The following is a 12,838-nucleotide window of genomic DNA, read 5'->3' as shown; positions in this document are numbered from 1 at the left end:
GAACAACAAAGAGCACAGCGTCAGTCAACTCGCCCGAAGGGAGGGCTTCAATGCGCCCACTTCTTCGTTAAATTACACGGAAATAGAACGACTATTCCTCGTGAAATTTGCCTCGAATTGAACGCATTGATGACCTCTGAATGCGAGCATCTTCGGGTTGTTTGGGTATATGTTTTATCGTTTCGCGACGAACTGGAGCTTTTATCGTGCGTAATATTTCTGTTGGGTTTGCGATGACCTTATTGGTCATCGGTAATCTCAGTGCCACTTTCTCTGACGCCTTGGTGAAAACCATGGAAGGCGGGCCTGATGGGGCTATCTTCCAATTTGCGTTGTTTCGCCAATTGTCTGCCGTTCTCATTTTGATCCCTTTCTGTTTAACGGCACCGGCAAAGAATTTAACGTTGGGACTGAAATGGCACGCTTTGCGCGCACACGTCTGGTTAGTGGGCGTTTTTTTCTCGGTGGTCGCGCTGACTACGTTACCGTTGGCAACCGCGAATGCGATTTTCTATGCCGCACCCTTGATCATGCTTCCGTTAGCGGCGATTTTTCTGCGTGAAAAGCTGTCAGCTTCTTCGATTGTGGCTGCCGTCGTCGGTTTTTGTGGTGTGTTGATCTTAGTGCGTCCTTCTGAATTTTCGTGGGCGGCGTTGTCAGCAATGATCGTGGCGGTCACGTTAGCGGTGAATAACCTTCTGATCCCCAAGATCCCGCGCGAACAAACCGTACCGCAAACACTGCTGCTGCATAATTTGATAGGTATTCCTGTGGCCTTTGCGTTGGCTGTTTACGAAGGTATGCCGTTTAGCTTTGATTTGTTCTTGCGTGCAAGCGGTTCGACAGCGTTCATCCTTGTGTATGCGGCGACGTGTGTTGTGGCGTATCGCGCTGCGGAAAGCAACAAAATTGCCAGCGCAGAATATAGCGGATTGGTCTGTGCGGTTGGTGTCGGATTGGTGTTGTTTGGTGAGGTGCCAGATATGCTGATGGTAGTGGGTACAACGTTAATTGTTGTTCCACTGTTGTGGCTGGCAGGCCGAGAAAAGCACAAAGCTAGGAAAGCCAAAAAGCAGGCACTTGCCGCGGTTGAAGAAGCGGCAGAGCCGGTATAAGTTGGATGAAACAAACGCCCTCATACGAGGGCGTTTTTATTTCTTCACAAGCTGTGGCGGGATCTCTGCCATCAAAAATTGAATGAGTGCTTTTAGCCTGACTGGCTGGTGGCGGTCTCTGTGATAGAGCAAATACAAAGGCACTTTATCGACTTTCCAGTCCTCAAACACCGACTCCAACCTCCCTTCTGACACAGCCTCTTGGCAGTACAAATCGGGCAACCGACAAATACCATTACCTTTCAATGCTGACTGATACAGCACGTGGCCATTTTTGCACTGCAGGTTGCCTGACACCTCGACTTCAATGCTTTTATCCATTTTGTTAGCGGGCACATACTTCCACTTTGTGACCGAACCCGTCAGGCAATGGTGATCTTTAAGTTGTGATGGGTGAGAGAGCCTTCCTCGTCTGTTTAAGTAAGACGGTGACGCGTAGGTGCCAATGCGTATTTCTCCCATTTCCCTGCCGATTAAACGCGAGTCTTCCAGTGCCCCCATACGCAGAACCAAGTCAAAGCGTGATTGAACCAAATCAACACGCTCTGAGCTGAAGTCTAACTCTATGTGGATGTCCGGGTGCTCTGCGCAAAATTGATGAATCGCATTTCCAACCAAAGTCTCGCCAATGATGCCACCTACACAGTTAACGGCGATGCTACCTTTCATTAGGTCGCCATCGGTACTTGCGTGGCTAATGGCGTCGTCGATTTGCATTAATGCTGCCTGACATCGCATGAAAAAGGCTTCTCCGGCGTGCGTGAGGCGTTGCGATCGTGTGGTTCTAATAATCAACTGTATGCCAAGGCGCGCTTCTAGTTGGCTTAACTGCCGCGACATATGAGCACGCGAGGTATTTAGCTTGTCTGCTGCTTTTGAAAAGCTACCCGCTTCGGCAATTGCAACGAAGGCGCGTATGTCTTGAAGATTGGTAGAGAGGGAATCGTTATTGGTGCTCATCGCGTAACACAGAGTTTTATTGTGACATATATATCAACAATGATGACCTATTTACAATGCAGCTTCAATAACGATGAAACACAACACAGAGGTGTCACATGAAAAAATTAGCGGTTATTACAGGCGCAAGTTCTGGTATTGGTGAAGCTATTGCACGACAACTATCAGCACTGGGCCACCCACTGTTGTTGCTTGCTCGCCGCGTAGAGCGTCTGGAAGCTTTGAACCTGCCAAACACCCTGTGCAAAAAGGTGGATGTAACCGATAAAGCAGCATTTGATGCAGCGATTGCAGAAGCAGAAGCGCAGTATGGCGACGTTGACCTTTTGGTGAACAACGCAGGCATGATGTTGCTTGGTGACGTTGCAACGCAAAATGTCGCGGAATGGCAAACCATGTTCAATGTGAACGTTGTGGGCCTTCTAAACGGTATGCAAGCAGTATTGGAGCCGATGAAAGCGCGCAATGGCGGCACCATCATTAATATCAGCTCTGTGGCAGGTCGTAAGACATTCCCGAATCACGCCGCTTACTGTGGTACTAAATTTGCGGTTCACGCGATTTCTGAAAACGTCCGTGAAGAAGTGGCTGATGCCAATGTTCGCGTGATTACCATTGCGCCGGGTGCGGTTGAAACTGAACTGCTTTCACACACCACCAGCGATGAAATCAAAGCGGGCTACGATAGCTGGAAAGATGAAATGGGCGGGGTACTGGCACCGGATGATATCGCCAGCGCAGTATGTTACGCATACAGCTTCCCGCAAAATGTATGCGTGCGTGAGATCGTGATGACGGCAACGCGTCAGCAGCCTTAATCGACAGAAAAACAAAAGCCATCCTAGTGATGGCTTTTTTGTTTGTCATTCGGCGTTTATCTAAAATGCTTTCCCGAAAAAGTCGATGATATGCTCTGCCTGTCTGAATGTGATCACATGCCCGCTTCCATGATCGTGTTCGCTCACCTCAATGCCTTTCTCTTTTAGGGTTTTCACCAGATATCGGCTTCCATCTGGAATCCACTTGAATTCATCTTCACTTCCATATTCCACATAGATAGAGGTCAGCTTCTCTTCTTGCTTGAGGTAGGCGGCGACTTTCTCGTCGATATCCCCGTAGCCAGATTCCCATTTTTCAACCACGGTGGGATCGGTTGAATCCCATTCATACCACATTGTTCCCGTGTTGCTATGAGGGTTAGGCGCGAATGCCGCGCCATAGGCATCAAAGACTGGCAACCAACCTTGTTCTCGCCATTGAGTCACTGCGCTTTGTAGACCGTTTTGGTCAAATAGCCCTGGGCTCAATGAGAATACGTGTTTGAATTTATCGGGGTGTCGAAACGCAATGTTGACCGCGGCAAAGCCACCCATCGAAAAGCCAACAATCCCCCTGTGATGGGCAGAGTCTAATGTTCTGAAAGTGCTATCGATGTAACTGAGTACATCGGTGGTCACAAAGTCTTCCCAGTTGCCCGTGACAGGTGAATTCACAAAAAAACTGCCACCAAACTGGTTCGCGCCATTGATGCCAACGATGATCATTTCTTGGATGTCATTCTCTGCAGAGTACTTATCTAGTTTAGTTCCTGAAAGGACGCGGGCTTCAAGCGGGACACCTTGGAAACCATGTAAGTAATACACGACGGGATAGCGTTTTTCGGAGGTGAAATAGCTAGGGGGTAAAGCGACGTAAATGAACTGCTCGGTGGGTGTTTCGAGCAGATTATTTTCTAACGCTGGTGCATCGATTTTGATGTACTGAGTGCGTGATGTGTTTGCGTAACTCAATGCGGAGACAAAAAAACTAAACACCATGAAACATAAGACGACAACTTTTCTCATTGCTTTTCTCCTGAGCAGTTAACCCAGCCGCACGTATAGAGAATTCTATCGAAGTCTTGTCTAGTATCATCTTCTATCTAGGCTGTTTATCAATACTGCGAGCACCCTCGTCAATTTTCGTAACTGACTGAAAATCGTCGATAGCACTGGTGCATTCCTGCTTTTTGCAACGGTTACTCATGGCATCTCGTGCAAAGTAATCGCTACACACAGTGCTGATTGTTTCGAACATTACCAATGCTGACACATCTCGCTAGTAGAAAAAAATCATAATAAAGAAAGATGGCTAGTCGTGATTTAGATGTTTTTAATCAGTGGTGGTTGTGTGAGACAGGCCCTTAAAGTTATCGGCATAACGCTCGGTATTCTTTACTTATTGTTCGCGGTGTTTGTAATTTGGTCGAGAATCAGCATCGAGGAAGCACAGAAAAAAGCAATACCCTTTGTAACAGAAAGCATGCCTTTGATAGGAAATTGGAACTTTGATGAATTTGCGTTTTTATTGACGCCTGGCGCACTTGATACATTTCGCAGTGAAAGGGGCCAAAAAATCACAGCATATATGTCAAAAATTGGCGAGCTAAAGGCGTTTAATGAGCCTGAAGTGCTAAACGTTTCTTCTAGCACTGAGGATATTGATACTGTCACGCTGAAGGTTGATGCAGAGTTTGAGAATGGGCTCGGCACCGTGATGATAGTACTGATAGAAACTGAGTCTGGATACCTTATTCACCGTATACATTTAAACACTGATTTCTTTCTTCTCCCGACCGATTAATCGCTGGCCTTTTCATTCCTTTTCGACAACAGCGCGTGCAAAGTATGTTCCCACTTTTGCCGCAACCTCTGGTGCTGCGCCGCTGGTAAGATATCGACAGACTTTGAAAACGTGATTCCTAACGCGGAGGCTCACATGTCCAGCAATCGAGTATCAATGCAAACCAGCGAAGTATGGCAACAGCTTAAATCAGAGCCGGATTTGCCAGAAGGCTTTACTTACCGTGGCACATTGCCGACCGATCCTACCGGTGTCGAATTGATGCTGGAAGGGTGGGATGCTGGCACGTCTGAGCCGCCTCACTGTCACCCGGGTGACGACATGACGGTCATGAGCCAAGGGGAAATGCAGGTACAGTTCTATGTGGTTGAGGATGGAAAACTGGTGAAAGATGGCCCAGTCGAAGTCTTCAAGCAAGGCGATACTGCCTACATTCGAAAAGGGCAGATTCACAGTGTAAATTACGTCGACACCTGCAAGCTTGTGTATGTCCACAACGGTGCGTTTGATTTTATTGAGAGTAATTTGCCGTTGGCGTAAACGCTGATCGTTTAGTGAAAAACCAGCAAGCGGTGCATCAATGCGATGCTCATTGAGAGACAAAATGACTATTGATGCACTTCAATGCTTAAGATGTCCGTAGGGAAGTATGTGAGATGACCGTTTTCTAGATATGCGACTCTACGGATTTACATTACTCCTAACGCTAAATAAACAAAACAAAATATTTTGTTCTTGAAGTTTGATGTGTGATTAAAACCGATGCATATCCTTTAGGAGCGGTGATCATGAACCTGATATAAACGCTGCTGAAATATTCATACTCAACCAAACACATACTTATTCTCTGGGCAGTTTTATTTACGTAAATGGAGTTCGTGATGACCGAAGCTGTGCTTAAAGATGCATTTTTGGCCCGAGTTGCCAAAAATAACCCACACCAGCCTGAGTTCCTTCAGGCAGTAACCGAAGTAATTACTTCTATCTGGCCCTTCGTTGAGAAGAACCCCAAGTACATTGACGCGGGCATACTCGAACGTTTGGTTGAACCAGAGCGTCTCATTCAATTCCGAGTTAGCTGGGTAGATGATCAAGGGAAAGTGAATGTTAATCGCGCTTTTCGCGTACAGCACAACTCTGCCATTGGTCCTTACAAAGGTGGCATGCGTTTCCACCCTTCTGTTAACTCATCAGTGTTGAAATTCCTTGCGTTTGAACAGACCTTCAAAAATGCATTAACCACCTTGCCAATGGGTGGCGGTAAAGGTGGCAGTGATTTTGATCCGAAAGGAAAAAGTGACAACGAAATCATGCGCTTTTGTCAGGCGTTGATGCTGGAACTCCACCGTCATTTAGGCGCAGACACCGATGTGCCAGCGGGTGATATTGGTGTGGGTGCGCGTGAAGTTGGCTTTATGACGGGCATGATGAAAAAGCTTTCTAACAGTGCTGAATGTGTGTTCACAGGTAAAGGTCTGTCTTTTGGCGGCAGTTTGATCCGCCCTGAAGCGACAGGTTATGGCTTACTTTACTTTGTTGAAGCCATGCTGAAAGAAAAAGGCCAAGCACTAACAGGCAAGCGTGTGGGCGTTTCGGGTTCGGGCAATGTCGCTCAGTATGCCATTGAAAAAGCGATGCAGATGGGCGGCAGAGTGATTACCGCGTCAGACTCATGCGGCACGGTTTACGATCCGGAAGGTTTTACGCCAGAAAAACTCGCCATTCTTATGGACATCAAAAACGTCAAACGCGGGCGTGTCGCTGATTACGCGCATAAAATGGGCCTGACCTACAGCGAAAACGGAAAGCCGTGGCAGTATGAAATGGACGTTGCTCTGCCATGTGCAACGCAAAATGAGTTGGATGCCCATGATGCAGAAATGCTGGCAGGCAATGGCGTTCAGTTAGTCGCCGAGGGCGCGAACATGCCAAGCACGGCAGACGCTGTCGCTGTGTTCAATAACGTCGGTGTCATGTACGCACCGGGTAAAGCGTCTAACGCGGGAGGCGTGGCGACGTCCGGCCTGGAAATGAGTCAGAATGCCCTTCGTTTAGGCTGGAGCCGCGACGAAGTTGACCAGCGTTTACAGGAAATCATGCGCCGCATTCACGATACTTGCGTGGAATATGGCCGTGATGACTCAGGCAAAGTGAACTACGAGCTAGGTGCAAATATCGCGGGCTTTGTAAAAGTCGCCGATGCGATGTTGGCACAAGGCGTTTGCTGAGTTTCGTTCTCTGGCAAATCAAAAAGCCACCGTAAGGTGGCTTTTTTGTCCCCCGTCGTCAGGGAACTAGGTGACCTGCTCATCTTGCTCGAAGCACTATTCGCATTTATTTCGCACATATTCTTAAAAATGATCAATGCCTAGAGCTTCTTACCTTGGTGCTGAATGGGTAAACAAACTCGGTTCAACTGCTTTGTGAGCGAAAGAAAAAATATCTTTTGGGTTCAATGCCTTTTCGACGTTAACCATCACGTAAATGCCACTCATCGGCAATGTGTCAGCCAGCTTTCGTTATCAAAACACAGCAATCATGCCGCTTTTAGATGGTATTGACAACTAATTGCAATGTTATAACATAACAAAATATGCATGGAGGCATGTCAACACTTACCACACTTCTCTAACCAATCTGCGCCTGATTGTCTTGCCCTCCATTTTCGCTAGCTGACCTCAAAATATTCACTAGGAGAGGATGATGATAAGGACACTATCGTTTGCCTTAATTGCGGGTGTTACCGCGCTGTCTGTACATGCTGAGGATGGGGTGCTTGATGTTGTTGCGCCCTTTGAACTCAAAGGGAAAGACCCGATTACTTCCGGTGGCATTTTGCTCAAAATGGATGTAACAGAGACGCTTGTCGATGCAGAAGCAGATGGCAGGTTGATTCCCGGCCTCGCGGATGCTTGGGAGGTGTCTGAAGACGGGTTAACGTGGACGTTTAAGCTGCGAGATAACGTTCTTTTTCATGATGGGCAGCCAATGAACGGCGATGCGGTTGCGCAATCGTTAGACTGGTCTCGAAACAATGGGGGACTGCTTGCGAAAACGCCTATCAAGAACATTTCAGGCCAAGGCAATACGGTGACCATTACGCTTTCAGAGCCTTTCGCCATGCTACCTGCCATGCTTGTGGAGTATCGTTCAGCAATCATCTCACCTTCGTCGATTAAGGATGGCAATGTCGTAGAAGTTGTGGGTACGGGTCCATACAAAGTGGCCGAGTTTTCCCCGCCGATCAAAATGACCGTCGAGGCGTTTGAAGACTATTGGGGGAAGTCCGCGGTGATAGACAAAGCGGCCTATCATGGCATTAGCCGTGCGGAAACGCGCGCGCTGATGGCGGAAAGTGGCGATGCAGATGTCACCTTGAGCCTAGATCCTGCCTCTTTCAATCGACTGCAAAACACGAATAATCTCGACGTTGTTTCTACGGCTATTCCACGCGTATTGATGCTCAAGGTCAACGGAGAAATATTCGATCAAGCTACGCGAAAAGCACTTTCAAAAGCCATAGATAGAGCGGGCATTGCAAAAGCGGTATTGCGCTACGAAACCGGTGCAACGCAAATGTTTCCCAAAAGCATGGCTGCGTGGCACAACGACGCATTAGCCCCTTTGGCTTACAACCCGGAAGAAGCAAAAGCGGATTTAGCAAAAGCAGGGTGGAATGTGAATGCAGATGGGATTTTAGAGAAAGATGGCAAAGCCATGGAGATTGAAATCCTTACTTACCCCGATCGCCCAGAACTGCCACTGGTCGCCGCTGTCCTTGAACAACAGTTTGCGGAAGTAGGAGCCGTGCCTGTCATTAACTCAACCAGTTACACTGAAATTCCTGCCAAGCATAACAACGGTACACTTTCTACCGCACTCTTTGCTAGAAACTTCGCGTTAGTGCCAAACCCAGTGGGCACACTTCTTCAAGACTACGCGCCAGGCGGTGACTGGGGAGCCATGGGATGGCGCAATGACGATTTTACCCAAAAGGTCAAAGCAATGGCTGCGGGTGGCGCGCCAAACGGGACACGCGAGCACCTTGTCGCGACGTTACACGACGAGCTTCCTGTGCTACCGATTGCCTGGTATCAGCTCAACATGGCCGTGACAGATAAAGTCTCTGGCGTTGTGGTCGACCCTTTTGAACGCACCATAGGTTTGTCTGAAATCACTTGGGTGAAATAGGGGGTGTTTTGACTAAACCGATTCTGAATGCCCTGATGTGGCGCTTTTCTCAAGCCATTGTGGTGGCCATCCTCGTTGGAGTGTTGACCTTTGCCATGATGATGGCGTTGCCCGGCGACATGCTATTTCGGATAGCAGGGGCAAGGTTTGGCTATGACAACATCAATATTGATAATGTTGAGTTAGTGCGTTCACAAATCGGAGACCCTTCCGGCGTGTCAGCTTTCTTAGGATGGCTGAAAGATCTCTCCACAGGGAATCTCGGCCAATCATTGGTAACCGGTCAATCGGTGTGGGGGGAAATTGTTCATCAACTTGGTGCAACTGCCCAACTGGCAGGCGTGGCACTACTGCTCTCGCTGTTGATTGGCCCTCCGTTGGGAATTTGGGCCGGACTGCACCCTGGAAGCTGGTTGGATCGCGGGACGCTTTTTATGGCCGCAATGTTTAAAGCCACGCCACAGTTTCTGTTGGGGCTTGGACTCATCGTTGTTGTTTCGGTGGGTTTGGGTTTGCTTCCTGCCGCAGGCTACGGCAACGCAGAGCATTTCATTCTTCCCGCACTGACTCTTGCGATGGGATTGGCTGCGAATACCACGCGCATCACTCGTGAAGCGGTTGTGCAGGCGAAAAACTCAGATTGGTGGCGTTTTGCGCGCTGGAAAGGACTGAGTGAGCGGCAAGTGCTGTTGCATCATGGCTTACGCCATATCTCTGTCCCGCTCATCACGCTAGTCGCTGCTCAATTTGTGGCGTTGATGGAAGGTGTGGTGGTGGTTGAAACCATTTTTGGCTGGCCCGGCATTGGTCATGCATTGGTGCATGCGGTGTTCCATCGAGATGTTCCCATGGTGCAGGGCACAGCACTCGTTATGGGGTTAGCGTTCGTGTTGGTGAATGCCATGGCCGATGTCACCACCCGCATTCTTGACCCAAGGGCTCCTTCCAAATGACGTCACACGCAAATTGCTCTGAACAGAACACAAGCGTCCGCTATTTCACCAGTAAACTGAATGGCCGTTTACTGGGTGTTGCGCTTTTGGCCATTGTGCTGATTTTTGCCTTTGCAGAGCCATATCTAAACCTTGTTAATCCAACCAAACAAAGCTTGTTGAATGCGCTTCAGCCACCTTCAGCTGAGATGTTGTTTGGCTATGATCATCTCGGTCGTTCAATGTCAGCCCGTTTGTCGGCTGCATTGCGTCTGTCGCTGACCATTGCTTTCGCCACCTTGCTGACCGCCGCCTTTATCGGTGTTGCATTGGGTATCTTGGCGAGTTGGCGTGGAGGATGGATTGACCGACTGCTGGTACTTCTGGCGGATTCCGTGATGGCGATACCCGCACTCCTTATTGTGCTTATCGCGGGTTTAATTTTACCTAATCAACCGTTGGCATTTTGGGCGGGATTGTCGCTGACACTCTGGATTGAAATATTTAGACTGACTCGCGCTACCGTTCGAGCTCAGATAGCGGCACCCGCCGTAGAAGCTTCAAAGCTGCTGGGGTTTGGCCCTCTCTATATTTTCCGTACACACCTTTGGCCAGAGCTTGCGCCTGTTCTCACTACGACCTTTGCGTTGACGTTCGCGGCTGTGGTGATGGGGATTGCCGCACTTGGTTTTGTCTCTGTCGGTGTTCGCGCGCCAACACCTGAATTGGGCTCCATGATGGTGGAACTGCTCCCTTATTGGAGAGAGGCTCCTTGGGCACTTATCCAACCCGTTGTCGCAACCCTGATGACATTGCTTGCACTCACTCTAATTGCGGGGAGGACAAAAGCATGACGTTACTTAGTGCAGAACTGAGCGTTTTTCACGAGTCTGAATGCTTGGTCGAACACATCGCCATCAAGATAGGGCGAGGTCAGGCTGTCACGCTTATTGGGGAGACAGGGTCGGGGAAAAGCTTGTTTGCACAGGCGATCCTCGGCACCTTGCCAGAGGAGCTGCACGCTAAAGGTGAATTGCAGTTAGAGTCCGCAACAATCGACTTACGTCATCCTTCGGATATTGAACCGCTTTGGGGGCGTAAGATTTCTGTTCTGCCACAAGAACCATGGCGTGCTCTTGATCCGTTGATGCCTTCGAAACAGCAAGTGGCAGAAGTGCATCAACTCGTGGCAAACAAGGCGGATGCGCCGCGTTTAGCTGAAGAAGCACTCGCCGCAATGGGACTGTCGGAAGCCAAACACCGTTTTCCTTTTGAACTGTCGGGAGGCATGGCACAGCGGCTTGCTGTCGCCGCTGCGCGAGCTGGTGGAGCAAAGATCGTGGTTGCTGATGAGCCAACCAAAGGGCTCGATATTTCGCGCAGAGATGATGTGGCGGCGCAACTTCGTTCAGTTCCAGAATCTGGAGGCGCACTTCTTACCATTACGCATGACCTACAACTTGCTGAAGCGTTGGGTGGTGAGATCATCGTCATGCGCGAAGGGCGGGTGGTTGAAAAAGGCCCCGCGACATCAGTGTTGAGCAGCCCCAAAGAGCAATATACCGCTGAGCTTATTGCCGCTGAACCTCGCCATTGGCAAGAAAAAGAGCCTGCGACATTGGGGTCGGTTGTGTTGCAGGGTAATCAACTCACGATTGTTCGGGGAAAGCGTCATCTATTCAATGACATGTCGATCACTCTTCGTGCTGGTGAGGTTGTGGGGTTATGCGGGCCTTCAGGTGTGGGAAAGTCTTCTCTCGGCGATGTACTCTTAGGTCTTTTAGAGCCCCAAGAAGGAAGCGTTGTGCGTTCAAGTACAGCTTCGCAAATCAAGTTTCAAAAACTGTGGCAGGATCCGCCGGCGGCGTTTTCTCCTCATCAAACGATTGGTCGCGGGCTGAAAGATCTCATGTTGCTGCATGGCATCTCTCGCGATCGCCTTGAACCTCTTCTTTCGCAACTGCGCATTGATCCCGAGCTGTTGAATCGAACACCAGATGCTGTTTCTGGTGGTGAATTACAACGTCTCGCAATTGCAAGAGCATTGTTGCTTGAGCCTGTGTTTTTGTTCGCAGATGAACCGACATCTCGGCTCGATCCTTTGACTCAACGTGACGTGATGGAAATGCTCACCAGCTTGGCGAAAGAACGCGGCATCGCCATGTTATTGGTCAGTCACGATCCTAGCTTGATAGACAAATCCACTGATCGCCAGATAACCTTGGGCTGGTAGCCTGACTCACCTTGCTGGATTAACACGAAAACGAATCATGTTTTCGGTTTTTAACGTATGTGCCCTAGGCTTTCATCATGTCTTCCATGCCAATTCAGATAGTATTTTTCTAGAAAACCCAGCCGCCATGAGTACAAGAGACACATAGGGGAATTTCAGCGCACCGCTACCGTAATAGACCGAGAAGCCGACACTACCAATATAAATAAACGGAATCGCGACAAGACAAATCTTTGCTGCGGACAGGAGTATGTTGGAGGTATCAAGGTAGCGGACACTCATCATGTTGACGAGCTGAATACAAAGCGTTGCTACTGCGAGCGTGCGCTAAGTTTGAGAATGTGCATGTGACGTGCCTGTGTTTGAGTAAACGCAGACAGAAACGGTCTCCTGATGCACTGTCTGAAAGGTTAAGGTAAGTCATGTTACTTATGGCGCTGGGCTTCTATATGGGTGGCTATTTTTTGTCCATATCGTTCGCGCTAATAGGTGTGAATAGAGTAAACGCTAAATTGCCCCATTCCTTGTTTCAACTGATTTTGCACATACATCACCAAAGCTCCATCTGACTTACTTTTTCTAGTCTAACTATGTGACCAAACTTACCAATCCACTGCACCAAGCAAGCCTTACAAAGCCCAAAGAAAGATGGGCCTAAAACAATATATTCTTCTGATGGATTTTGTATGTTCATTGTTGGCATTGATATTGTGAAAGTGTGCTTCATATGCAACTGAAAATGTTTTTTTGTGATAGAATGGCTGAAAATTTATCGTTTAAAAATC

11 protein-coding genes are annotated in these 12,838 nt (G+C 48.6%); 9 read left to right on the top strand and 2 right to left on the bottom strand.

Going from position 1 to position 12,838, the window contains the following annotated elements:
• Window positions 1–206: 206 nt before the first annotated feature.
• Window positions 207–1,115, top strand: a complete 909-nt coding sequence (locus tag LRP49_RS08170; protein ID WP_274141531.1) for a DMT family transporter — start codon at window positions 207–209, stop codon at window positions 1,113–1,115.
• Between the two features lie 36 nt (window positions 1,116–1,151).
• Here LRP49_RS08170 and LRP49_RS08165 read toward each other — a convergent pair whose 3' ends face one another.
• Window positions 1,152–2,075, bottom strand: coding sequence for a LysR family transcriptional regulator (locus LRP49_RS08165; RefSeq protein WP_274141530.1), 924 nt, complete (start codon window positions 2,073–2,075; stop codon window positions 1,152–1,154).
• A 98-nt stretch (window positions 2,076–2,173) separates the two neighbouring features.
• On the opposite strand from LRP49_RS08165, the gene LRP49_RS08160 reads away from it, so the two are divergent.
• Window positions 2,174–2,893, top strand: a complete 720-nt coding sequence (locus LRP49_RS08160; RefSeq protein WP_274141529.1) for an SDR family oxidoreductase — start codon at window positions 2,174–2,176, stop codon at window positions 2,891–2,893.
• A 60-nt stretch (window positions 2,894–2,953) separates the two neighbouring features.
• Here LRP49_RS08160 and LRP49_RS08155 read toward each other — a convergent pair whose 3' ends face one another.
• The gene (locus tag LRP49_RS08155; protein ID WP_274141528.1) at window positions 2,954–3,919 is read right to left on the bottom strand and encodes an alpha/beta hydrolase; all 966 of its coding nucleotides are present in this window, start codon (window positions 3,917–3,919) and stop codon (window positions 2,954–2,956) included.
• Window positions 3,920–4,244: 325 nt separating this feature from the next.
• Between LRP49_RS08155 and LRP49_RS08150 the strand changes: the two genes are divergently transcribed.
• From LRP49_RS08150 to LRP49_RS08120, 7 genes are all read left to right on the top strand, one after another.
• Entirely contained in the window at window positions 4,245–4,697 is a 453-nt protein-coding gene (locus tag LRP49_RS08150; protein WP_274141527.1) for a hypothetical protein, read from the top strand.
• A 135-nt stretch (window positions 4,698–4,832) separates the two neighbouring features.
• On the top strand, window positions 4,833–5,237 hold the full coding sequence (locus LRP49_RS08145) for a cupin domain-containing protein (RefSeq protein ID WP_274141526.1): 405 nt from the start codon (window positions 4,833–4,835) through the stop codon (window positions 5,235–5,237).
• A 341-nt stretch (window positions 5,238–5,578) separates the two neighbouring features.
• Window positions 5,579–6,925: an NADP-specific glutamate dehydrogenase gene (gene gdhA, locus LRP49_RS08140; protein ID WP_274141524.1), complete on the top strand. Its 1,347-nt coding sequence runs from the start codon at window positions 5,579–5,581 to the stop codon at window positions 6,923–6,925.
• Window positions 6,926–7,400: 475 nt separating this feature from the next.
• A complete protein-coding gene (locus LRP49_RS08135) occupies window positions 7,401–8,888 on the top strand; it encodes an ABC transporter substrate-binding protein (protein ID WP_274141523.1) in 1,488 nt (495 codons plus the stop codon).
• A gap of 8 nt (window positions 8,889–8,896) precedes the next feature.
• A complete protein-coding gene (locus LRP49_RS08130) occupies window positions 8,897–9,841 on the top strand; it encodes an ABC transporter permease (RefSeq protein ID WP_274141522.1) in 945 nt (314 codons plus the stop codon).
• Window positions 9,838–10,674, top strand: coding sequence for an ABC transporter permease (locus tag LRP49_RS08125; RefSeq protein ID WP_274141521.1), 837 nt, complete (start codon window positions 9,838–9,840; stop codon window positions 10,672–10,674). Before LRP49_RS08130 ends, LRP49_RS08125 begins: the two co-directional genes overlap by 4 nt.
• Complete coding sequence (locus LRP49_RS08120) at window positions 10,671–12,053, top strand: ABC transporter ATP-binding protein (protein ID WP_274141520.1); 1,383 nt, start codon at window positions 10,671–10,673, stop codon at window positions 12,051–12,053. Before LRP49_RS08125 ends, LRP49_RS08120 begins: the two co-directional genes overlap by 4 nt.
• Window positions 12,054–12,838 lie beyond the last annotated feature (785 nt).

The sequence above is a fragment of the Enterovibrio qingdaonensis genome, from assembly GCF_028683135.1.
Taxonomy (GTDB): Bacteria; Pseudomonadota; Gammaproteobacteria; order Enterobacterales; family Vibrionaceae; genus Enterovibrio; species Enterovibrio qingdaonensis.
Note: the sequence above shows the minus strand (reverse complement) of the source record. Positions and strands in the feature narration are given on the sequence as shown.